This window comes from Dactylosporangium darangshiense, from assembly GCF_039537565.1.
Classification (GTDB): domain Bacteria; phylum Actinomycetota; class Actinomycetes; order Mycobacteriales; family Micromonosporaceae; genus Dactylosporangium; species Dactylosporangium darangshiense.
Genome location: NZ_BAABAT010000040.1, coordinates 42561 through 64446, shown reverse-complemented (window position 1 = coordinate 64446; position 21886 = coordinate 42561). Strand labels below are relative to the sequence as shown.

Below are 21886 nucleotides of genomic sequence, written 5' to 3'. Positions count from 1 at the left end.
CCGGCGGGCAGATCGAGCCTGTGCCCTGCGCTTGCCGAAAACCGTGTCCGTCCAGTTCAAGCGGCGTGTTAGTACTGGTGCAGGACGCCGCCGAGGCAGTCGCGTCGTCGGATGTCGAGGTCGCGGAACTCTGCCGGATCGGTGATCGGCGGAGACAACGGACGCGATGGTCGCTCGTTCGTGATTGCGCTTGCCGAGAATGCGATCCGGCCTGGTGAGGCGCCTCCTCGCCGAGAGGCCCACGACCTTGATTTGACGGCCATGGCGGTGGGGACAGCCGGCGGTCGCTGAGCGATGATGGTCGATTGTGCTGCTGCGATTGGCGTATCTCGGGGTGACGAACATCTTCGCGATGCTCCGGCTGTTGCCGACGAGCGACCTGGCCAAGGACATCGAGATCCTCGCCTAAAACGGACTCAGACTGGGGCCAGCGTCCGCACCTGCCGGTTTTGCAGCGCCTGCAGACGCCATCGGACTTGACCCAGCCCGGGCGCCTGCTGCGCAGCGCAACCAGCGACTCCTTTACTCGGCCGGTTTATGCTTGTAGCGACCTGGGAGAATGTGCCTGAGCACGTCGCTGGGGCCTCCGGCTACCCCCCCTGGGGGTCAAGGGGTCGTGGGTTCAAATCCCGCTGTCCCGACATTACGAAAGGCCAGCTCAGCTGGCCTTTCGTGTCGACAAAGCTCGATGTGCCGATCGCCCCGCGACACAAGTTCTAGCCCGTACGGGCGTACTGTTAGTCACCACGGAACGGCCCGACCTGCGGCTCGACCACCACGCCCGGCACGCCGACGCGCAGCGCTCGCCCCATCTCGAACCGCCGTTGAGCTGCACTTTCACGGTCGCGACGACCCGCACGCCGCTCAGCGACCCCAAACTCGCCCCGTCCCACAACGGCCACGATCGAGGTCCACTGTGGACGATCACGACACACCGCCGACACGTACACCCGTACTGTGATCAACAGACAGGCCACACCACACCGGCTGCGCACCGGTACAAGATCTACGGTCACTCATGGGGATCGCCGGTGCCCACATCGAAGGTCAACCCACGCACTTGATCATGGCTTCCGGATCTGCCGAAGAGCGGATGTCCGATCTTGGCCTAGATCCGCGCACTCGGCCGGTGGCTTCATGAGATGGACAGGGGGCCGAACCTCAGTGGCAGTGGTGCTCGCTACCGGCGGGCCCGGTAGCGCCCAGGTCGTCGTCACGGCCGGCGGCGAGGCGCGACCACTGCGAAGCGGGTCGCCCGTCGAGCCGGAACTGGTCGCCGTCGGTTCGGAAGTCCTGCGGCCAGCCTTCCGGTGAGTCCTCCCAGTCCTCCTGGCGACCGTAGACGGTCATGTCGAGCAGCCCGTACGACAGCGCCATCGCCTCGACTCCCCGCCCGGTGGTCCAGTAGGTCTCGAACACCTGGCGGCCCTGCCGGAGGTAGCACGCCTTCATCCCGAACGCGCGCCCGGCGACGAGGGCGTCGAGCGACTCCGCAGGCACCGAGTACCAGGGCGCCTGCCAGCCCATGAAGTCTCGGTAGCGTGACGTCTCCTCGACCGGTCCCTGGCAGAAGACCGCGAACGTGACGTCGCGCGAATGCAGGTAGGACAGCTCGAGCACCTGGCCGGTGAAGAACGTACAGCCCTCGCACTGCTCGGCGGCCGGCCTGCCCGTGTGCCACATGTGGTACGACGCGAACAACTGGGTCCTGCCCTCAAAGACATCGAGCAGGGGCACCGGTCCGTCGGCACCGATCAAGCGGGTCGTCGGGTCGACCTCGACCATCGGCAGCCGGCGGCGGGCCGCGGCGATGGCATCACCCTCGCGGGTGTGCGCCTTCTCGCGGAGCCGGAGCTCGTCGAGCTGCTGCTGCCAGGTCTGGCGATCGGTGAGCGGGGGTGCAGCTGGCGTGGACATGGGTCCTCCTCGCATCGAGTGCTATGACCCTAATAGTGAATGCTATGATCGGGCAAGCACACGAGAGAGGTTGTCCATGCCGGCTCAGCGGGGCTATCGACAGGCCTGCGGCATCGCGCGCGGCCTCGACATCGTGGGTGAGCGGTGGTCGCTGCTCGTGGTGCGCGAGCTGCTGCTCGGGCCGAAACGGTTCACCGACCTGCAGCAGGCACTTCCGACCGCCAGCCCGAACGCGCTTTCCGACCGGCTGCGCGAGCTGGCCGACGCGGGCGTCGTACGCCGCCGGCAGCTGCCTCCGCCGGGCAATGTGCGGGTGTACGAGCTGACCGCGTGGGGTCGCGGCCTCGAGCCGATCGTGGTCGCGCTCGGCACGTGGGCACTGGCCGCTCCGCCGACCGCGGAACAGCTCTTCGTGAGCGCAGACAGCGCCATGCTCGCCATCCGGACCTATTTCGTGCCGACTCCGCAGCGGCCCGGGGCGACGCTGCGGATCGAACTCCGCGACCACGGTCCTGCCGGGGTGTTCGGCGTCCGCTTCACCCCAGCCGGCGCCGAGATCGCCCACGAGCCGCCCGAAGAACCGGACGCCGTCCTGATCACCACGACGGACGCCCTCCTCGCCGCCTTCGGCGACGACGACCTGGCCGGCCTCGTAGCCGCGGGCGCCGCCATCATCGGTGATCCCGAGGCCGTACGCCGCCTCCTTGCGGCCGTGCACGTCCCAGCTCCCACAGAATCAACACGCAACCGGCAGCTCCGGTCCACAGAAGCGGACCGACGGCCGCCAGATCGCGCCCGAAACGTGACCTGATACCGCGTCAGGCCGGACCGCCCTGTTCAGTGGACACTCCGGCCGGGCGACGACCAAGGTCACGTGCGCGCATCTGCCGCTCCCAGCGGGCTGGGCTCATATGCGGCGTAGTGCACCGGCGCCGTTGCCCGGACTGCGTGTTCAGGTGCGACCTGAACGCGTCGGCGAGCTGCGCCGGCCGACCACGTCCGGCTGCTTCAGCTGTCCAACGCCATCGACGCATTGATGGACATCGCGGGCGAGCATCGATACCAATCGGGCGGTCTTGGCGGTATCAGGCTTGGATTGGTGCCCACCGACAGCCCCCGGCATCAGGCCCGAAACGGCGTCTGAGTTGGCGTCGATTTGCCGCGACGGTCAGCGCTGTCGGGGTCGAGGTCAGCCACGGGGTGGGAGAACACCGCCGGAGCTGGCCGCGGCGTCGACACGGCCGGTGAGGGTGTAGACAGCCGCGCCGTCGGCTCGGGCGGTCCTGCGGCCCGGAGTTCGTTGACGGCTTCGGCTGCCGACAGCGTGCCGGAGATGACGGCTTGCCACAGGCTGGTGCTGCCCATCGGTGTGACGACGGTGTGCTGCTGCAAAGCGGCCGCGCTGATGCCGTGGGCATGCAGCCGCGCGGCCGCCGCCGGATCCAGATCCTTCCAGACGTGCACCGTCTCGGCGGTGAACCCGTGCGCGGCCCATCGCTCGGCCAGCGCGGTGATCCGGTCGCGGACATGCCCCGGAATCGCATCCCGATCACCACGCCGGTCGCCCAACAGCGCGCGGGCAAGCTCGGTGAGCCCGGCAATCGGCACCCAGCTGACCGGCGAGTCAACCCCTCGCCCACGAGCGTTCATCGTCGTTGACCGGTACACGAACGGACAATCAGACCAAATTCCATGCAACCATGATCCCTCATCGCGCCGCCCGACAGGCACGCGCCCAACCAGCACGCCGACCACGCACACAACCAGACCACGACTTCGGCGGTCCGCACATGCCGTTCGGGTTCAGACGAACGGGAGCTCATCCACTCGCTCGGCATAGACCGGCTGTCTTGATCAGATGCTCGCACATGCCGCCGACCGCGAGCGCATGGTCGATCATCTCCGTGACGCTGCGTAACGGGCATCCGGCGTACGCCGGTTCGCTGATCTAGCCGATGACCGGATGTATCAGCAGGCCTCATGCCGAGGAACTTGACGGAATCCTGGACGGGCTGGTTTCGCAGAGCCGGCCCTACGCCCGATAGACCACGGCGAGGCTGTCGACCACCACCCGGACGAAGCGCTCACCGAGGCCGCGCACCCCGTAGTACGCGTCGTCGTCCGCTCCCGTCAGTCGGACGTGCGCGAGCCAAATGTCGCGCTCCGCCGACTCGAACGGCTGCCCCAGGTCGTGCGCGACCCCACTGCGCTCCATCTCCCAGTCGACGTGTCCCGCGAACCGCTCGCCGTACTCCCACAACTTGTCGAACGACCGCGCAGCGAGCGACTGACCGGCAAGCACCTCCGTTGCCCTGAGCAGCTGCATCACGCACTCGTACGGGTAGTAGCCGACGCCGGTCGGCACTTCCTCATATTCGTCGAAGGCGTCGAGGTACCTCTCGGCGCGCCGCTTCAACTCGCCCACCACAGCCGGGTCACCGAGCGGAAGCACCTCGGCGGCAAGCGCTTCGAGAAACCGGCGCAGGTGGGCGTCGATGTGGCCGAGCCCGCGAACGGGCGGCACGCCGACGGTCAGTGCCGCGTACCGCGCACCGGCCAGCGCAGCCGCCTGACGGCGCACGGCCGGCGTCAACGTGGCGTTGAGGTCCCGCATCCGTGCTCCCGAAGTTGTCGAGCCTTCCCGATACAAACAGCCTCAGTGCACGCACATCAGCGTAGGACGTTCTGCGTCAAGCCCTGGTCGGTGTCTCGTCCGTCGTCTATGGGGCATGCTGTCATGCCGCAGACCGAGCGGACGGGGTTCGGGACGTGCCCAATCCGAGTCTTTGGACCTCCGTCTGGAGGTGCTGGACACCGAGACTGCTCGGTTCCAAAATTGCAGGTTCGCCGGAGGCTGTTGTGAAGGCTCTTGTGGAGTAGTCGTACCAGGTGGAGATCGCACTCCGGCAGGAGATCAGCAGCAGGCGCTGAGGGCCGTTGGGCCGCTTTGAACGGATCCAACGTGGACGCAGCGATTCATAAAGGCCGTCCAGGCGTTCGAATGCCCAAAGAACGTCGAAGATCTGCTCCACCGTCTCGTCAGGCAGTACGCGGCCTTGAGGTCCACCCTCCAAAAGCTTCCCTACGCTGTGCCGGGCGGAGGCCACCGCGCCCTGGCTTAGCTTCGCCGTCTCGGCGAGTATGCGATCGTATTGGGCCCGCCTGTTGCTCGAGGCGTTAATTGCGAGGCCAACCACCGTGACAGCGGCGCCGAGGACCGCCGAGCCTGTGCCGAGCGCTGTCGCCAGATCCATACCAGGAGTATCTCCACAGGCTGCAAGACGAGCGCCAGCTTGATCAGGTGCACGCTCATCAGCGTAAGACGTTCTGCGTCAAGCCCCTGGTCGGTGCCTCGTCCGTCGTCTGTCCCGGCATAGCGGTAATGGGGTTGGTCCCGGCAGCGTGTAATCGGGTTGGTGAGACGACGGGCGGGGCTGCCCATGATGAGCGTCGAGGTAACCGTGGTTCCTCAATGCCGCGTGGGGCTCGCCCCGACCCCGGCTTGACGGGCCGCCTGCAGCTGTCAGGCAGCGATGGGCAGCACCGTGCGGGGTTCGGCGCCGTGGGCGGCGATGACCGGGTCCCAGGCCCGGCCGGTGGTGACGACGGCATGCAGTTGCCGCAGGATCGCAGCGGCGATCACGGCCTGGGCCTGGGTGACCGTCAGCGCGTTCTGCTCCCGGGTGGTCAGGCGGGTGAACCGGGCGGCGTAGACCGGGTTGGCGCGTTGCGCGCCCCACACGGCTCGCCAGGCGGCCAGCCGCAACCCGGGACGTCCTTGACCGGTCAGTTTCGTGCGGCCTTTGAACGTGCCCGATAGCTTCTCCCGCGGGGCCAAACCGGCGTGCTTGACCAACGCCCGGGCACTGGCAAATCGTTTCGGATCACCGGTCTCGGCCAGGATCGCCGCGGCGCCGACCGCGGACAGACCAGGGATCGAGGCCGCCAGTTCGGTGAGCCGCAGCCCGTCCAGGACCGCTGTCATCCGCCCCTCGGTGTCCAGCAGCCGACGGTGGGTCTCGAGCCAGTCGCTCAGCAGCAGCGCCACCCGCTCCAAGGCACCCGCCCGGTGAGCGGTCACGCCGGCCGGGTCGGTCAACGCCGCGAACAACAGCCGCACGATCCGCAAACAGGGTCGCTGCCGACCGCGTCGGACGACCTCACGCCGCACCGCCGTCTCGAACCGCACCAACCCCAGCCGGCGGGTCCGGGCCAGGTCCCCGCCATCACGGTCCACCACGACGCTCAACGCGGCAGTCCACGTCAGGGAACGAAACGGCTGCCGGGCGCTCTGCAACACCGCCGGCCAGACACACTCCAACAGAGCTCGGATCTGCTGGACCTGACTGCCGGCCTCGACAAGCAGCTGCTCCCGACGCGCGCCCAGATGCCGCAGCCGGCCCCACGTCTCATCGACTGGTTCGGGAACATAGCAGCGCAGCTGAGCCGTCAGCCGGGCAATGATCACCGCATCTTTCTCATCGGTCTTGTCGAACGTCAGATCCTCACTGCGCCGCGCCCACGACGACAGCATCGGCTGGACACACACGAACGGCATGCTCCGTTCCCCGGCCAGCTGACCCAGCACCCGCCACCGGTGACCGGTCGGCTCACACGCCACCGTCACGCCGGCGAAGCCCTTCACCGCGGCCTGCTTCCCCGCCCAGTCCAGCGCCACACCCAGATCCCAGGCGCGGCGGCGGAATGTTCTGCGTACCGACACTTTCGAGTCATGGTCCGTGACCACGACCATCTGCTTCCTGTCTGCCAAGCCGATGCCGACGATCGCGTTCACCGGCGGGACCAGCATCCGCAACCGAGCCAGCCGCACATTGCGGTTGCGATCACCACGGGACACACCGCTACCGTTACCCATGAACGTCCTCCTCCTGCGATGGGACACCAAGCCCGACAAGCGCATCAGGGGGACGTTCCCACGTCCTGCATCGACACGCAGAACGTCTTTCTATGCCGCAGATTTCGCGCGGCCGTTGCCTGGAGATTGTCGCGCTTCGTGGCGGCGACTTCGGCGCCACGAGCCGTGCTGGGTGACTAGCCTCATTCGGTTCCTACCGTGACGCACCTTCTATCATCCGCACTTCCCCGCGCTGCATTGCCGAAGTACGACAGAGTTCGAGATCACGGGCTTGGCCGGGTTCTTGGCACCCCACAGGGTTGGCGCCGTGGATGGCCGATTAGCCAAGTGATGGAGCGGTCCCTGACCGAGTGCGGCTCCACGGCCACCACCCACTGCGACCTGGCGCGGCTGGCCCCAAATGGCGCCCTGACCCGCATACGCGGCGGCACAACCCGCCCCCGCGCGGCGAGGCCAGACTCCGAGTCGCGTGCCTGACGAGGGTCCGCGCCACACTGGACCGCAACGACCTCACCACTGTGGAGACCGCCCTGCACCAAGCCCTGGACGCCTGCACCCGCCTGCGCCGCACCTCGTGACCGCCCCGGCGGGCCCGGCCGGTTCCTAGAGCTCGATCACCCGTCCGCTCTGCAGGAACTCCTGGACGACAAGCGCGGGGCTCTTCAGATCCTTGAACGGGCTCGTCCTGGCGAGGTCCGTGATCGCACCGAGCAGGTCCGCCGCACGGGCGGCCGCGTCGTCTCTATCCGAGACCAGCACCGCATCCAGGTCGTCGAAGAGCCGCCGAAAGTTCTCCCGGCGCTCGTCGAAGGTCTTGTCCAACGCCGTGAGCAGGAAGTCCCGCTGGACCTTGATGATCTCGAGCTGACTCTTCTCCCAGGCTCTGATCTCCTCGCGCCTGGTCGCTTCCTGCGCCACGACCGTGTACCACTCCCTCGCCGAGGCCACCACCAGCCGGAAGGCATCAACGACCATGGCCGGGCTCGGCTTGGGAATCAACGCCGAGGCCGTGCTGCGCGTGCTCATGCGAATCTCCTCAGGATCTCGACCGACGCCTCAGCGAGCTCCCCCGACTCTGGGTCGAGGACCGGGGTGTTCAGGACTTCCTTGATCGCGGTAACTAACTGGTAAGCGCGCAGGAACTCGCGGGCATGGACGTCCGGATCGAATGCCAGCAGTTCGAGCACGTCGAGCGCGCGACTCGCCCGCTCGGTCATACGGCCCAGCAGGACCCGTAGCTCCTCGATGCGTCGCTCGGTGGCGCCGAGCATTTCGCGGACGAGGCCGATGCGCTCGACTTCGACGTCCACCGTCGCAGCGAATCCCCGAGCCTTGGTCTTCGTGCGAGCGCCCACGACGCCCATGGTCATGCCCCCGACGAGCAGCGCAGGGACGATCGTCACGAGGCCGAGAACAGCCCCTCCGACGGCAACCCCGCCACCTCCCGATGCCAGCGAACCGCCTCCGAGCCAGGCCAGCGTCGCGTTCTGCGCGGCGACGCCGCTCAGCGACGAGATCGCGGTGCCGGTGCTCGCGGACGCAAACGCCGAAACGCCCCAGAGGGCCCCCGCCTGCGCGGAAACGGCGGCACCGACCGCACTCGCCAGCCCGGTGACCCCCGCCGTGACATGCTCAACGCCGGCAACGTACTGCGGAATGCTCGGCACCCGGATGCGCACGCCATCGACCTTCTGGAAATTGAGGCGTTTGACGAGCTGTTCGTTGCGTTCGAGCCAGTCGGCCAACCGGCCGACGGTCTCCTTGTGGACACAGATCTGCAGAGCGCCGTACTCCCGAGCCGCCCGTTCCACATCCACTCGAGCGGCCTCACATTCGGCGACCGCCCCCTCGAAACGCTTCCCGGCCTCGTTTCGAATGGCGCGCCCCTTTACGGCGTCCACACCGCCCTTGACGCCGGCCCCGAGCGCGGCGGCGGCACCCACTCCGAGCGGAACCAGGACTTTCCAACCCGCCTTGCCAATCTTTGGGATGACTCCTACCGCAATCCGGACAACCACCTTCGCGCTGACCTCCCCGGCGTGAGCAACGGATCACAGTATCTCGCGAAAAGGGCCGACTCCCCCTCGGAGTCGGCCCTCTCTCGCGCGCCGCACATGACGTACGGCGGCCGCGATCAGTAGGTGTAGCTCAGCCCGGACTGGTACGGCGTGAGGTCCCGCTGGCTGACGACGCCTTGGTACTGGTACCAGCCCCACTTCTTGCAGAAGAGCTGGTAGCTGATGGTGTTGTAGGCACCGGACCCGACACGCACCGGGGGATAGATGACGTTGTCGCCCCAGTCGCCCTCGGCCGGGCCGCTGGAGTAGTTGTCCACGGCCCAGTAGACGCCCACCACCGAGCCGCCCGACGGGCAGTTCCAGCTACCGAAATTGATCCAGACGTTCCCGCCGGTCCAAGCCTGCGCGGGCGATGCCAGGGCGATCGGCACCCCGACGCCAATGGCGACAGCGGTTACGAGAGCCAGGAGACGTCGTCTCATCTTGCGGGTCCTTTCCGAGAATGAAGAGTGTTGACGGGCCTTACTCGGTGCGCTGCGCACCAGTCCTCACACCGTCGATGACTCCAGGCCCATCGGGAAGGGGCCCGGTTCAACCCCGGACGGATCCGTACGGGCAAGGCGGCCAACGGCGCAGGTCACAGCCATTTCCTGGCCTTGGACGGAGCTGTACGGAAAACCATGTCGACGCCCTCGCGATCACCGGGAGCGGGGTCAGGTCAAGGGGCATCAGCCGAATGTCCGCTATGCGTCACTACTTGCCGACCGGCAATCCTTCGATTGATCAATGGCTATGCTTACGGTGCCCATGTCCCCCATTTGAGGTCGTGGTGATGTGTCAGATCCCGACGGCGTCCAAACCCGCACTGATTTCGCCCGTGAGCTGACCCGGATACGCGAACGCGCGGCGCTCACCGTCCGGCAGGTCGCCGCGAGAGCCGGCGCGGACGGCGCCCACAGCACCATCGGGGACTGGTTCGCAGGCCGCGGGCTGCCGTCACTGTCGTCCCAGGACCTCCTCGTGCGGGTGCTGTCCGTGTGCGGCGAGGTGGAGGTGGCGCCGTGGCTCTCGGCATGGCACCGGGCACGGCGCCGTCCTGCGGTCCGTGCCACGGGCGCCGAACCCTACCGGGGACTGGCCAGCTATCAGCCTGAAGACGCCGCCTGGTTCTTCGGCCGGGAACGCCTCACCGCGCAGTTGGTGGACCGGGTGCTCGCGCTGCACGCCCAGGGCGGCGGCATCCTGATGGTCGTCGGTGCCTCCGGCGCCGGTAAGTCGTCGTTGCTGCGGGCCGGTGTCGTCCCCGCCCTTCCGGACGTGGTGCTGACCACACCCGCCGCCCAGCCGCTCAGCGAACTGGTGACACTACTCGACACCGCGTCGACGATGGTGATCGACCAGTTCGAGGAACTGCTCACCGGCGGCGTCCCGGAGCCGGCGCGGCGCGAGGTCATCGCCGCGCTCGCGGCATCCAACACTGTGGTGGTCCTGGGCCTCCGCGCCGACTTCTACGGGCCGGCGCTGCGGTACGCCGAACTGCTCGCGGCGGTGCAGGCGGGACAGTTCACCGTCGGGCCGATGCTCGCGGCCGAGGTCCGGGCCGCGATCGTCGAGCCGGCCCGCAAGGCGGGTGTGGAGATCGAGGACGAGCTCGTCGAGCTTCTGCTCGACGAGCGGTCCCACCTGCAGGACGGCGTCCTGCCGCTGCTGTCGCACGCGCTCTACGCGACCTGGCGCCAGGCCGATGGCGGCCCACTGACCTGCGCCGGATACCGGGCCATCGGCGGCATCCGCGGCGCCGTCGCGGAGACCGCCGCCGATGTCTACCGAACGCTCGACGAACGCCAGCAGCGGCTGGCGCGCCGGCTGTTCCTCCGACTGATCCACATCGGTGTGGACACCGTCGATACCCGCCGCCAGGTCGCCTGGCCCGACCTGATGGCCGAATTCAGCGACGACGCGGTTGACCTCGAGGACATTCTGGACCGGTTCGTCGCCGCGCGGCTGATCACCGCGGACACCGAGACCCTGCGGATCAGCCACGACGCGCTGCTCGGCGCCTGGCCCACCCTCCGGGCGTGGCTGGACACCGACCGCGCCACCTTGGTCGTGGGCCAGCAACTCGCCGTCGCCGCGGCCGCGTGGCGGCGCGAGAACGCTGATCCGGCACTGCTCTACCGGGGTACGCGGCTGGCTGCCGCCCGAGCGTGGACCGCCGAGCATCCCGAGGAGCTGTCCGACGTCGTTCGCGAGTTCCTCGATGCCAGCACGCGGCACTCGCGTCGCCGGGTGCGGCAGGCCCGGCAACTGATCGGTGCGCTCACCGTCCTCGCGCTCGTCACCATGGCGCTCGCCGTCTTCGGCCTCGACCAGCGCGCCACCGCCAACGCCGCCCGGCGGGCCGCGCTCGACCAGCGCAACCAGGCGGTCTCCCGGCTCGTCGCCGGCCGCGCCGACCGGCTCCGCAGCCGCGACCCTTCGCTAGCGATGCAGCTGAGCCTCGCCGCCTATCGGATCTCGCCCACCGTCGAGGCGCGCTCGAGCCTCCTCGACGCGTCCGCCGGACCCGCCGTTACCCGGCTGGGCGGATTCACCAACGCGGTCCAGGCGGTCGCCGTCAGTGCGGACCACACACTGCTCGCCGTGGGCGGCGCCGACGGCACCGTGCGGCTCTGGCGGCTCACGACGCCTGATCCCCTCGGGCCGCCATTGGCCGGCGACGGCCTCACGATCTTCGCAGTCGCGATCAGCCCCGACGGGCACCTGCTCGCCGCCGGCGGGGCGGACAAGCAGGTCCGGCTGTGGAACATCACCGATCCGGCCCGTCCGGTCCCGGTCGGGTCGCCGCTGACCGGTCCCGCCTCGACGGTCTACTCGCTTGCCTTCAGCCCGGACGGGCAGGTCCTCGCCGCCGGCAGCGCCGACCACGCCATCTGGCGCTGGGACATGGCGCAACAGCAACCGCTGCCGACGCTCACCGGGCCCACCGACGCCGTGCAGTCCGTCGCATTCAGCCCCGACGGGCACATCCTCGCGGCCGGGAGCGCTGACGCCCTGGTCCACCTCTGGCGAGTCACCGGCCCGACCGACGTCACGCCCGTCGGCGCGCCGCTCGCCGGCCACACGCTGAAGGTGTACAGCGTCGCGTTCAGCCCCGGCAGCACCATTCTCGCCAGTGGTAGTGCGGATGACACCGTGCGCCTGTGGGACCTCTCCGACCCGGCACACCCGACCGCCCGCGGCACCCCGCTCACCGGCGCCACCAGCTGGATCAACGCGGTGACGTTCAGCCCCGACGGCACCACCATCGCCGCGGGCACCTCCGACAAGAACGTGATCATGTGGAACGTCGCGACCGGAGATCGCACTGCCACACTTCCACACCCGGCACCGGTCACCGCGCTGGCGTTCGGCGCGGACGGGCACACCCTGGCCACCGGCGGCATCGACGCGATGGTCCGGCTGTGGTCGCTGCCCGGCCCGGTGCTCACCGGCCCTTCCGACAACGTCTTCAGCATGTCCTTCACTGCCGACTCCGGGGAACTTGCCGTCGCTAGCCGCGATCGGACCGTCCGTCTGTGGAACGTTCACGATCGCCATCGGCCCGCGGCACTCGGCCCTGCGCTCACCAGCCCGTCCGGGCACCCCGCCTTCTCCGGCACGGCGGTGATCCGCCCCGACGGCCGCCTGCTCGCCGTCGGCACCCGCACCGGCGAGGTTCAGCTCTGGAACGTCAGCCGCCCGGCCGAACCCGTCCTCGCCGCCGTCCTCACCGGCCCCACCAAACTCGTGGAGACAGCCGCGTTCAGCCCCGACGGCACGATGCTGGCCACCGGTGGCGATGACTCGCAGGTGCACCTCTGGAACGTCCGCGACCCCAGCCAGCCAGTGCCACTCGGCACCATCAACGACACCGGCGGCCTGATCTTCGCCCTCGCCTTCCGGCCCGGCGGCACGATCCTCGCGGTCGCCACGTCCGACAACACCGCCCGGCTCTGGGACCTCACCGATGCCACCCACCCGCATCAACTCGGCGGACCGCTCGGCGGCTTCGCCGGCTACGCGTACGGCGCGGCCTTCAGCCCGGACGGCCTGACCCTCGCGGTCGGCAGCGCGGACCGCACCGTCCGGCTCTGGAACGTGAGCGACCCGAGCCACCCTGCGCCACTCAGCACCTCGCTGACCGGGCCGATGAGCGACGTATTCTGGGTTACGTTCAGTCCCGACGGCCAAACCCTCGCCGCCGCCTCCATCGACGGCACCGTCTGGCTGTGGAACATCACCGACCGATCCCGTCCCGCCGTGTTCGCGGTCCTGACACGCGCGAACGACTCGACGTACACGGTCGCCTTCAGCCCCAACGGCCACACCCTGGCCGCCGCAGGCGCCGATCCGCAGACCCGGCTCTGGGACACATCACCGGCACGTGTGGCGGCCTGGGTATGCACCACCGCCGGAACCCCGATCACCCCGGCCGAATGGAGCCAGTACGTGCCAGGGCTCCCGTTCGACCCTCCCTGCTAAGGCCGGAGCGTCCAGCGAGCCGCCAACGTCCGACCCCTCGGCCCGCACCAGATCCGGCACCTCCTCGCCTCTAACCTCCTCGACCTCGGCTACGGCATCCCCGAAGTCGCCGAACGCCTCGGCCACGACCCCGCAACCCTCATGCGCTACTACACCCGCATCAACGCCCAACGCCGCCGCCAAGCCGCCCGCGACGTCGTCGAACTCGTCACACCAACAGCGACCCTGATGCGCGTCGACACAGCACCCGAACTACAGGTGGCATAACCACCTCAATGCCAGCGCGCCACCAGACCACAGTGCGGTTCCCCTCGTAACGTGGAGGCCAGAACTTGAGGGATAGAGGTTCATGGCTGAGACGAGACGTCGGTTCGATCCGGAGTTCCGCGAGGGAGCGGTCCGGATCGTGCGTGAGACGGGGAAGTCGATCGCACAGGTTGCCCGTGACCTGGGGATCAACAGCGGCACTCTGGCCAACTGGGTGAAGCAGGACCGGGAGGCCCGCGGCGAGGCCGCCGCTGGGCAGTTGTCGGAGGACGAGCGTGCGGAGTTGGCCCGGCTGCGGCGTGAGAACGCCGAGCTGGCGATGGAGCGTGATGTCCTCAAGCGATCCGTGGTCCTGTGGGTCAAGGAGGCGACGGGTCGGTGAGCGTGGCCGCCTTCATCGCTGCCCAGCGGACCGAGCACGAGGTGCCGCACGCGGTGGCCTGCCGGGCCCTCGGGGTGTCTGAGTCCTGGTTCTACAAGTGGCGGGACCGGCCGCCCACACCTCGCCAGGACCGCCGGGCCCGGCTGGCGGCCGCGGTCCGCCGGGTGTTCGACGACTCCGGCGGCACCTACGGCAGCCCACGTGTCGGCATCGAGCTGCGCGCGCAGGGCTGGCAGGTCTCCGATAACACGATCGCGCAGCTGATGGCCGAGCTCGGTCTGGTCGCCCGGGTCAAGCGCCGCCGGCGCGGGCTGACCCGGCCGGGGAAGCGGCCGGCCGCACCGGACCTGGTCAAGCGGAAGTTCACCGCGCCCGGGCCGGATGTCGCCTGGTGCGGTGACATGACCGAGATCGTCACCGGCGAGGCAAGCTCTACCTGGCCACCGTCATCGACCTGTACTCCCGGCGCATCCTCGGCTACGCCATGGGCGCCCACCACGACGCCGGCCTGGTCGTCGCCGCACTAAACATGGCCGCGGTCACCCGCGGCGGCGACGTCGCCGGAGTGATCTTCCACAGCGACCGCGGCAGCGAAGGCGAATACACCTCGGCCGACTTCGCCCGGGCCTGCGCCCGCTGGAAGGTGCGCCAATCGATGGGCCGGGTCGGCTCATGCTTCGACAACGCCGTGGCCGAGGCCACCTTCTCCACCATCAAGGTCGAGTACGTCCACCGCCGCCAGTTCCGCACCCGCGCCGAGGCACGGCTGAAGATCGCCACCTGGATCACCGACTTCTACAACCCCCGTCGCCGGCATTCCGTCTGCGACGGACACTCACCGATCGACTACGAACGATCAACGGCTCGAGCGCTGGAGGTTCAGGCCGCATAACGGTGTCCTCCACGATTCCAGGGGATTGACACAGACCCCTTTACTCGGCCGGTTTATGCTTGAGGCGACCTGGGAGAACGTTGCTGAGCACGTCGCTGGGGCCTCCGGCTACTGGGGGTCAAGGGGTCGTGGGTTCAAATCCCGCTGTCCCGACGGTTGTGACCAGCGGATATGTCTTTCATGGCATGTCCGCTGTTGGCGTTTCGGGCTGAGGTGGTCGCAGGGTGGTCGCGCACTGCGTGGTCGTTGCGGGTTGATCCGGCACGCTGGTGTGTGCGTTCGGTGCGACGGCGGTGTTCGGGGCTGTAGCTGTCCGGGGCGTGGTCGCTAGATGGTCGCGCCGTCCGGGATTGCTGCCAGGGCGCTGCGGGCCCGGCCCGGCTGCCTACCCTGGGTTGGGTTGGGGTTGCGGCGGCGGCGGTGGCTTCGACGGCGTCGTGGGCGGCCTGTCGGGTCAGATGGCCGTAGATGTTGACGGTCACCGAGAGCGTGCTGTGTCGCAGGGTTTTGGAGACCACGGCGAGCGGGACGCCGGATGTGATCATGAGGGTGGCGGCGAGGTGGCGTAGGTCGTGGACGTGCGGTGGACTTCAACACCAGCCTGGCCCGGCCTGCGACCACACCGCGACCACCGGCCCCGTCGCCGCAGGTCAGCGGCGGGCCGGTGCGGCACCGTCAAGGGGCGGCGCGTTCCTGTTCGTGCGGCGCCGCCGTTACCCGACGGTTAGCCGCACAGCGTCTATTCGACGATAGGGCTATCTCACTGTTAGTGATCGACGTTATTCTGTGCGTGATATTCGGCCGGACATTCCTCTGGGTGTGCGTAGTGCCGGACTGGCGTGACGAGGTCTGTACGGCGGTCGAGCGCTGGATCGAGGTTGTCGGCGGCGCTGATAACGCGGAGCGGGGCGGGCGGCCAAGGCTGAAGCTCATCGGTCGGATCCGTCGCGAGTCTGCATCGGGCTGGTATGCCGTGGATGTCCGCGACCAGCGGATCGACCCCGACCAGATCGACGACCTGCGCCTGGCCGGCGCCTCGCAGCCAGGCCCCGGGGCCGGGTTCACGCCGCTGGAGGTGGTGCAGGACGGCCGCCTGCTGCGGGTACGGGTGGCAGAGTTCGTCGACCTGCCCGAGGCGTACCTGTGGCAGAACCGCCGGCTGGAGGGCTTCCGGGCACCCAGCTGCGCGACGGGCTACACGCCGTGGGTGACTCGGGCTTGGCCCACGAACTGGCCGCCGGGCGGTTGACCTAGTCACCGCGGACGATCCGGGCGGTGAACGGGTTCTCGCCCGCGCAATGCGAGGCGTACACCTCGTGCCTGAGCCCTGGAGTACGGCTGGTGTGGGGCCCGCCGGGGACCGGCAAGACCCGTGTCCTCAGCGAGGCCATCAACGCTCTCGCTCAGGCCGGCAAACGGGTCCTGCTCGTGTCGTCGACGAACATCGCCGTCGACAACGCCCTTGCCGGGGTGCTGCGCCACCGCGGCCACGCTCCGGGTGACCTGGTACGCGTTGGTACCCCGCATTGGGCCGAGATCGCCAGCAACCTGCAGGTGTCGCTGGCCCACCTCGTGCGCGGCCGGCTCGCGGAGGTCGACCATCGCCGCGAGGAGCTCAACCGGCAGCTGGTGACGCTGCGGGAGGACGGTGACCGGCTGGCCGCCGAAGAGGAAGCGCTCGCCGGGTTCAACCCACAAGCCGACACCCGAGCCCGAGCCCTGATCGCGGCGACCGACCGGATTCCCCAGCTCGCCGAACAGGTCCACACCGCCGCCGAACAACGGGACGCCCGCAGGCAGACGCTACGCCAGTCGGAGGCCGGGCTCTCCGAGGCGCAGACGGCGTTGACGCAGACCGCCGACAGCCGCACCGCTCTGGCTGGCATCGCCGGGCTGCAGCGCCAGGTCGCCGACGCCCAGCAGGCCGCGGACCGGGTCGCGGTGGACGCCCTGACCGCCCGCGATGAGGCCAACCGGCTGGAAGGCGTGCTGCGCGAACTGCACGCTGGTTCCCGCCTGGCCCGGTGGCGTAACCGCGTTCATGCAGAACCTCCGCTGCGGACACTACGAACTCAGCATCGACGCCCCACGCGGACTCCGCGTCGTCGCGGCGTTCACCGAACTCGCCACCGCCATCTGAGGACCGCTCGGCACACGCTTGTCAACGCGCCCTCCGATCGGCAAATGCAACAGCACCAGCGGACGCATCCGCACCGCCACCCGGACAGCGTGATGGTCACCCTCAACAGCTTCCAGCGCCGGGTCTGCAGCGGCGGCTGGCACGCCGACATCGAGCTGCCGGCGGCGCGCGCCCGGTGGGTCGGCGCCCAGGAACACGCCGGAGAGAACATCGGCACCTCCGAGACGCGCGCCGTCTTCATCGAGCTGAAGGAGCCGTCACCTATCCCGGGCGCCGGCGGTCATCAGCGCCGCCGGCGATGGTCAGCGCCTCGTGATCAGCGATCGGTGCAGCTTTTGCCCGGTCGCCGGCGAATAGCGCTGCAGAAGGGCTTCGGCACGGTGGGCGGGTTAAAGGCCGGTATCACCGTGGCCGGCGCGGCGGCCACGGCGTACTCGGCCTATTGCGGCATGCGGATCGGCCGGGCGGCCGAGCAGGCCGCGGCCAGGGGCGACCGGATCGAGGTGCAGGACGCCACGGTGCCAACCGCCGATACACCACCGGAAATCGCGAAGTGGCAGGGCCGTCAGCGCATGACGCAGGTCGCGGTGCCCGTGCTCGCCGGCGCCAACATCATCTGCGGTTCGTACTTGGCGCAGTCGTACGTACCGGGCCCACGGTGAAGGGCGTCCTGCCCCGGCTGTTGCCCGAACGCTGGATGCGATAGGCACAGCCACTGGCGCGCCGTGCGCAACGCGCGCCATGCGACGCGAACGACCGGCGATGACGCGGCGGTGCCCGCCTGCCGGGCAGGCGCTGTGATCACCGCAGCGACGGCCCGGCGTTCGGTGGGCTCGCCGTCGTCCACCGGACGGGCGGATGACGACGCCGCGCGCCGTGGACGCCCGCCGCCCGACGATCGCCATCACCGGCATCGTGTTGTCGCGTTCCCACGGAGCACCACGAACTGACGCGGTTCACCGCCGAACTCATCGGCCTGCGTACCGCTCACCCGATCTTTCGCAGGCGTCACTTCTTCCGCGGCCGGCCGGTCGGCAAGGGCACCGTGGAGGACATCGCCTGGCTACGCCCGGACGGAGACGATGTCGGCGACGTGGACCTCCTTGCCGGTGCGCTCGTTGACCCGGTGATAGCGGACCGCGGCCCGGATCAGCCCGCAAGCCTGCGGCGACGCTCCGTCGCATCGTGCAGCCGCCGCTCCGCCTCACGGGCCTTCTTCTCGATCCGGCTCGCCTCGGACCTCCTGGCGCGGACCGTCTTGTCCGCCTCGGCCTGCTCGGCGGCCGCCTCGTCGAGCCGGGCCCGCAGTTCAGCGGCCCGGGAGTCCGCCCGCTCGGCCGCGGTCTGCGCCTGGTGCGGCAGGCGCGGCGAGGCTGCGCGCCTGCTGTACCAGGCGTGCACCACCGGCCGCTGCTGCCCGGAGAGCTCCTGCAATTGCCCCGAGTCCAGCGAGGCGGTCGCCTCGCGCAACGCGCCGCCGAGGTCGAGTAGCTCCGCCATCTCGACGGGTACTCGCGGACCATCTGGTTGACCAGCCACGCTGCCAGGTTCGACTTGGCCAGCCGTCGGATCGCCTCGGCGAGTTCCCGGTCGCCGTCCTGCCTCGCCTGCTTCGCCCGGGTGTTGCGCTGCGCGGTGAAATGCTCGGGCGGCAACCCGTACAGCTCCCCGGCGACCTCCTCCATCCTCACCCCGCGTCGAATTCCCGCCCCGCCCAGCGCAAACCCCGGCCCACCGCTCGAAGCCGAATCCCACCCGCCGACACGTCGCCGGCACACGGATGATCATGGCAGCAGCGGCGGCCGAAGCACTTGACAAAGTCTGCAGTCGCGAGTACAGAATTTATGTGTTGGTTGGGTCATGGTTCCCGGTGAGGACGAAGGTTCTGACAGGAGGTGATCATGATGGCCTTGCTGGTCCCTGCCCATTACCATCACCGCCGCCCATGGCGGCGCGTCTCCTGCCGCAGACCGCCGAACCGGCGTCACTGACCACCCGTGGCATGCGTGGCACCGGACCGGGGTGCTCACGGCCGATCAGCGCGAGGCCGGCCGCGCCAGCCCGGGAACGCCGGGGTCGGCCCGCACGAGCGACAGCTTTCCTCAGGACAGTTTGTGGAGGTGTGTCCGTTATGTTTCCCCTTCGATTCGACCCGTTCCGCGACCTCGACCGGCTCGCCGCCGAGGCATTCGGCACGGCGCGCACGCCGTCGCTGATGCCGATGGACTGCCTGCGCACCGGCGACACGTTCATGGTCCGTTTCGACCTGCCCGGCATCGACACCGACTCCCTCGACGTGTCGGCTGAGAACCAGACGCTGACCGTACGCGCGGAGCGCACCCGCCACGACCCGGATGACTCGACGTACCTGGTCTCCGAACGCCCGTCCGGCACCTACAGCCGGCAACTGGTCCTCGGCGAAGGGCTGGCCCTCGACGACATCACGGCCGAGTACAGCGACGGTGTGCTTACGTTGACCATCCCGGTCGCTGAGCAAGCCAAGCCCCGCAAGATCGAGATCGCCCGGCCCAGGAGCACAGCGATCGGCTCCCACGAAGGCCACAAGATGATCTCCGGCGAGACCGGGAAGGACCGTCAGTCGGCCGGCGCGACCAGCTGACCCGCGCGCCGCGCGACCTCCGCTGCGTGAGGGAGGTGGTCGACAGAACGGTAACTGCGAACAACGACATCTGCGATGGAGGTGACCTCGGTGGCGGAACTGCCCCGCCCGGCCGAGCGGGCCGCGGCGCTGGATGACGCCGGCTTCCCCGGCTACGCCATGGGCGCGGCAGCCGACGCCATCGGGGTCACCCCCGCCTTCCTGCGAGCGGCCGAGGCCGCCGGCCTGTTCGACATCGCCCGCTCCAGCGGCGGACACCGCCGCTACAGCCGCGACGACCTGCACCGCGCCGACCGCGCCCGCCGGCTCGTCGACGACGGCATCCGCATGGACGCCGCCGTGCGCATCGTCACCCTCGAATATCAACTCGCCGCCGCCCACGCCATGATCGACGTGCTCCGCCGCAAGGCCGGACCGTCCAAGCGAGGCGGCAGCCGCCAGGAGTGAACGGCCATGACGCTGCATCTCAACCTCGACCACGACAGCCGCGTCTACTTCTCCCTGACCTGCGACCGCTGCGGCCTGCCGTTCGCCTGCTACGACGACGCCTGCTACGAATTCACCTCACTGCGGGACGAAGCCGTCTACGCCGGCTGGGACGCCGCAACGCGGCCCGGACAACCGACGTACTGCCCCGCATGCGTCCGCACCGACGTCCCTGCGACAAACCCGGAGCCGGCCGTGGCAGCTGTGGTCAAGGACCATCAACACTACAAACGCCAACCAGAGCAGGCCCGTACACCGTGCTGAGCATCCCCACGCCACGAAGTCCCACCACGTACCGCTCGGCTACGTCGGCACCGAACCGGGCCGCGCCGTACCGAGCACCCGGGACGCCGGACATCGTCGCGTACGACAAACCGGGGTTGCCAGGTCACGACCCGGCACCGGATGGGCGCCGGGCCGCTTCGCGGGTGTGACCAGGAGCAAAGCCGACGTGCAAGGACCGACGGTCGATCAGCGGTGGCTCTTTGTACAGTCCGGCTCAGGCCTCGATCTGCTTGCGGCCGCCGCGCTCGCAGCGAGTGAGGAGGTTGACCATGGGACGCGCCGTAGGTATCGACTTGGGCACCACCAACTCGGTGATCGCCGTGTACGAGCGCGGCCATCCGCAGGTGCTCGCGAACGCCGAAGGTGGACGTGTCCATCCTGGACGTCGGTGACGGGGTGGTCGAGGTGCGCGCCACCGCGGGCGACACGCATCTGGGCGGCGACGACTTCGACCGCCGCCTCGTCGACCACCTCGCCGAGGACTTCAGCCGGGACAGCGGCATCGAGCTGCGCAAGGACCCGCAGGCCCGCGCCGACGACGCCCGGCTGCGCGAGGCGGTCGACGCCCGCAACGGGCTGGACTCGGTCGCCTACCAGGTACAGCGGCGCCTGGCCGAGCTCGGCGAGCAGGTGGCGGTGCACGACAAGGCCCGCGCCGAGATGCTCATCGCCGACGCCCGGCAGGCCGTCAAGGACGAGGCTCCACTGGATCGGCTCCGGCCGTTGACCGCCGATCTGCAGCAGATCCTGCATGGCCTCGCAGCCAGCGGGGGCGTCGGATGGCTCCCCGAGCCCGAACAGCGGCGATCCCGCCGGCAAAGGGACGCCGGCGGGGACGACGTGATCGGTCCGCACCCGCGCCCAGGCGCCCGCGACCTCGACCGGGCGGGCGCCATATGCAGCTCCACAAGCAGGATCTGGATCGCCTGCTCGATGGTGGCGGGACTGAGTCCGACCCAGCGAATGGCGCTCATCGGTTACTGCCGCGGTCGGCGTGCCTCCAGCTGTAGTTCACCCCAGCGACTGTAAGTGATGTGGAAGTTGACCGGGTGCCAGCCGTTGTCGCGTTTGAGGGTGACCAGGCCGAAGTGCTCGCGGATCTCGCACAGGCGCTCGCTGTGGCAGTCGATCCGGAAGCGCAGGCCGTTCTCGTCGCGGACGGTGGTGGAGTACCGGACGGTGACGCGCTCGCCGCCGAAGGCGGTGCTGGAGTCCTCCTGGCTCTGGTTGGGGGCCTCATTTCTGGTGACCGAGGCTCGTGGCAGGCCCGCCGGCTTGTGGCGGGCGCCGAGCGGGTCGAGCAGGGTGAGCAAGCGGGCGTGGGCTTCCGGGGGTACAGCGAGCAGGTACCACCCCGGCTGGTAGATGACCTCGCCGGTCAGCTCCGGGGCGCCCACGTATTCCTCCAGCCCCATCGACATGCCGCAGACGCTACCGGAATCGGCCACCCGGACGGACCGGCAACGCTGCCGATGCGCC

The 21886-nt window shown here is 69.1% G+C and carries 20 protein-coding genes and 3 pseudogenes; 13 read left to right on the top strand and 10 right to left on the bottom strand.

What is annotated here, in order from left to right; all coding sequences use genetic code 11:
• Positions 1–1161 precede the first annotated feature (1161 nt).
• Positions 1162–1917: a DUF899 family protein gene (locus ABD901_RS44450; RefSeq protein ID WP_345137351.1), complete on the bottom strand. Its 756-nt coding sequence runs from the start codon at positions 1915–1917 to the stop codon at positions 1162–1164.
• A 76-nt stretch (positions 1918–1993) separates the two neighbouring features.
• Between ABD901_RS44450 and ABD901_RS44445 the strand changes: the two genes are divergently transcribed.
• Entirely contained in the window at positions 1994–2728 is a 735-nt protein-coding gene (locus ABD901_RS44445) for a winged helix-turn-helix transcriptional regulator (RefSeq protein WP_345137350.1), read from the top strand.
• A 311-nt stretch (positions 2729–3039) separates the two neighbouring features.
• Here the strand turns inward: ABD901_RS44445 and ABD901_RS44440 are convergent, their stop codons facing one another.
• The 6 genes from ABD901_RS44440 to ABD901_RS44415 all read right to left on the bottom strand — a co-directional run bounded on the left by ABD901_RS44440 (position 3040) and on the right by ABD901_RS44415 (position 9293).
• Positions 3040–3525 (bottom strand): hypothetical protein, encoded by a 486-nt coding sequence (locus ABD901_RS44440; RefSeq protein WP_345137348.1) that lies wholly within the window; start codon positions 3523–3525, stop codon positions 3040–3042.
• A 424-nt stretch (positions 3526–3949) separates the two neighbouring features.
• Positions 3950–4531, bottom strand: a complete 582-nt coding sequence (locus ABD901_RS44435) for a hypothetical protein (protein ID WP_345137346.1) — start codon at positions 4529–4531, stop codon at positions 3950–3952.
• A 909-nt stretch (positions 4532–5440) separates the two neighbouring features.
• The gene (locus tag ABD901_RS44430) at positions 5441–6793 is read right to left on the bottom strand and encodes a transposase (protein ID WP_345137344.1); all 1353 of its coding nucleotides are present in this window, start codon (positions 6791–6793) and stop codon (positions 5441–5443) included.
• A gap of 603 nt (positions 6794–7396) precedes the next feature.
• Positions 7397–7819, bottom strand: a complete 423-nt coding sequence (locus ABD901_RS44425; RefSeq protein ID WP_345137342.1) for a hypothetical protein — start codon at positions 7817–7819, stop codon at positions 7397–7399.
• A complete protein-coding gene (locus ABD901_RS44420; RefSeq protein ID WP_345137339.1) occupies positions 7816–8736 on the bottom strand; it encodes a hypothetical protein in 921 nt (306 codons plus the stop codon). The genes ABD901_RS44425 and ABD901_RS44420 overlap by 4 nt, the downstream gene beginning before the upstream one ends.
• Positions 8737–8927: 191 nt before the next feature.
• Positions 8928–9293 carry a hypothetical protein gene (locus ABD901_RS44415; protein ID WP_345137337.1) on the bottom strand — a complete coding sequence of 122 codons (366 nt, stop codon included), beginning with the start codon at positions 9291–9293 and terminating at the stop codon, positions 8928–8930.
• Positions 9294–9645: 352 nt separating this feature from the next.
• Here ABD901_RS44415 and ABD901_RS44410 point away from each other — a divergent pair, with 352 nt between their 5' ends.
• The 5 genes and pseudogenes from ABD901_RS44410 to ABD901_RS44390 all read left to right on the top strand — a co-directional run bounded on the left by ABD901_RS44410 (position 9646) and on the right by ABD901_RS44390 (position 14876).
• Entirely contained in the window at positions 9646–13335 is a 3690-nt protein-coding gene (locus ABD901_RS44410) for an nSTAND1 domain-containing NTPase (protein WP_345137335.1), read from the top strand.
• 24 nt (positions 13336–13359) lie between these two features.
• Positions 13360–13602: pseudogene (locus ABD901_RS44405) on the top strand (tyrosine-type recombinase/integrase); the annotation flags it as partial.
• Between the two features lie 82 nt (positions 13603–13684).
• On the top strand, positions 13685–13984 hold the full coding sequence (locus ABD901_RS44400; RefSeq protein ID WP_345137333.1) for a transposase: 300 nt from the start codon (positions 13685–13687) through the stop codon (positions 13982–13984).
• Entirely contained in the window at positions 13981–14511 is a 531-nt protein-coding gene (locus tag ABD901_RS44395) for an IS3 family transposase (RefSeq protein WP_345137331.1), read from the top strand. Before ABD901_RS44400 ends, ABD901_RS44395 begins: the two co-directional genes overlap by 4 nt.
• Positions 14421–14876 (top strand): DDE-type integrase/transposase/recombinase, encoded by a 456-nt coding sequence (locus ABD901_RS44390; protein ID WP_345137396.1) that lies wholly within the window; start codon positions 14421–14423, stop codon positions 14874–14876. The genes ABD901_RS44395 and ABD901_RS44390 overlap by 91 nt, the downstream gene beginning before the upstream one ends.
• Before the next feature lie 134 nt (positions 14877–15010).
• On the opposite strand, the pseudogene ABD901_RS59240 reads toward ABD901_RS44390, so the two are convergent.
• Positions 15011–15451 (bottom strand): annotated as a pseudogene (locus tag ABD901_RS59240) (tyrosine-type recombinase/integrase); the annotation flags it as partial.
• Between the two features lie 398 nt (positions 15452–15849).
• Between ABD901_RS59240 and ABD901_RS44385 the strand changes: the two are divergent.
• On the top strand, positions 15850–16125 hold the full coding sequence (locus tag ABD901_RS44385; RefSeq protein ID WP_345137329.1) for a hypothetical protein: 276 nt from the start codon (positions 15850–15852) through the stop codon (positions 16123–16125).
• 26 nt (positions 16126–16151) lie between these two features.
• On the top strand, positions 16152–17678 hold the full coding sequence (locus tag ABD901_RS44380; RefSeq protein ID WP_345137327.1) for an AAA domain-containing protein: 1527 nt from the start codon (positions 16152–16154) through the stop codon (positions 17676–17678).
• Between the two features lie 487 nt (positions 17679–18165).
• On the opposite strand, the gene ABD901_RS44375 is transcribed toward ABD901_RS44380, so the two are convergent.
• Positions 18166–18516: a hypothetical protein gene (locus ABD901_RS44375; RefSeq protein ID WP_345137326.1), complete on the bottom strand. Its 351-nt coding sequence runs from the start codon at positions 18514–18516 to the stop codon at positions 18166–18168.
• A gap of 631 nt (positions 18517–19147) precedes the next feature.
• Between ABD901_RS44375 and ABD901_RS44370 the strand changes: the two genes are divergently transcribed.
• The 5 genes and pseudogenes from ABD901_RS44370 to ABD901_RS44355 all read left to right on the top strand — a co-directional run bounded on the left by ABD901_RS44370 (position 19148) and on the right by ABD901_RS44355 (position 21436).
• Positions 19148–19636 carry an Hsp20/alpha crystallin family protein gene (locus ABD901_RS44370; protein ID WP_345137325.1) on the top strand — a complete coding sequence of 163 codons (489 nt, stop codon included), beginning with the start codon at positions 19148–19150 and terminating at the stop codon, positions 19634–19636.
• Positions 19637–19726: 90 nt separating this feature from the next.
• On the top strand, positions 19727–20083 hold the full coding sequence (locus ABD901_RS44365) for a helix-turn-helix domain-containing protein (RefSeq protein WP_345137324.1): 357 nt from the start codon (positions 19727–19729) through the stop codon (positions 20081–20083).
• A 6-nt stretch (positions 20084–20089) separates the two neighbouring features.
• On the top strand, positions 20090–20386 hold the full coding sequence (locus ABD901_RS44360; protein WP_345137319.1) for a hypothetical protein: 297 nt from the start codon (positions 20090–20092) through the stop codon (positions 20384–20386).
• Between the two features lie 290 nt (positions 20387–20676).
• A pseudogene (locus ABD901_RS59235) lies at positions 20677–20787 on the top strand (Hsp70 family protein); the annotation flags it as partial.
• Positions 20771–21436 (top strand): Hsp70 family protein, encoded by a 666-nt coding sequence (locus ABD901_RS44355; RefSeq protein ID WP_425556802.1) that lies wholly within the window; start codon positions 20771–20773, stop codon positions 21434–21436. The pseudogene ABD901_RS59235 and the gene ABD901_RS44355, both read left to right, overlap by 17 nt.
• Here the strand turns inward: ABD901_RS44355 and ABD901_RS44350 are convergent.
• Positions 21385–21828, bottom strand: a complete 444-nt coding sequence (locus ABD901_RS44350; protein WP_345137315.1) for a hypothetical protein — start codon at positions 21826–21828, stop codon at positions 21385–21387. The genes ABD901_RS44355 and ABD901_RS44350 overlap by 52 nt on opposite strands.
• Between the last annotated feature and the right edge of the window lie 58 nt (positions 21829–21886).

Bases quoted from the DNA above. Each gene is read 5' to 3' on its own strand.
- ABD901_RS44430 (WP_345137344.1), bottom strand. From the start codon at position 6,793: ATGGGTAACGGTAGCGGTGTGTCCCGTGGTGATCGCAACCGCAATGTG.
- ABD901_RS44400 (WP_345137333.1), top strand. From the start codon at position 13,685: ATGGCTGAGACGAGACGTCGGTTCGATCCGGAGTTCCGCGAGGGAGCG.
- ABD901_RS44425 (WP_345137342.1), bottom strand. From the start codon at position 7,819: ATGAGCACGCGCAGCACGGCCTCGGCGTTGATTCCCAAGCCGAGCCCG.
- ABD901_RS44350 (WP_345137315.1), bottom strand. From the start codon at position 21,828: ATGTCGATGGGGCTGGAGGAATACGTGGGCGCCCCGGAGCTGACCGGC.
- ABD901_RS44445 (WP_345137350.1), top strand. From the start codon at position 1,994: ATGCCGGCTCAGCGGGGCTATCGACAGGCCTGCGGCATCGCGCGCGGC.
- ABD901_RS44360 (WP_345137319.1), top strand. From the start codon at position 20,090: ATGACGCTGCATCTCAACCTCGACCACGACAGCCGCGTCTACTTCTCC.
- ABD901_RS44375 (WP_345137326.1), bottom strand. From the start codon at position 18,516: ATGGCGGAGCTACTCGACCTCGGCGGCGCGTTGCGCGAGGCGACCGCC.
- ABD901_RS44450 (WP_345137351.1), bottom strand. From the start codon at position 1,917: ATGTCCACGCCAGCTGCACCCCCGCTCACCGATCGCCAGACCTGGCAG.
- ABD901_RS44370 (WP_345137325.1), top strand. From the start codon at position 19,148: ATGTTTCCCCTTCGATTCGACCCGTTCCGCGACCTCGACCGGCTCGCC.
- ABD901_RS44415 (WP_345137337.1), bottom strand. From the start codon at position 9,293: ATGAGACGACGTCTCCTGGCTCTCGTAACCGCTGTCGCCATTGGCGTC.
- ABD901_RS44435 (WP_345137346.1), bottom strand. From the start codon at position 4,531: ATGCGGGACCTCAACGCCACGTTGACGCCGGCCGTGCGCCGTCAGGCG.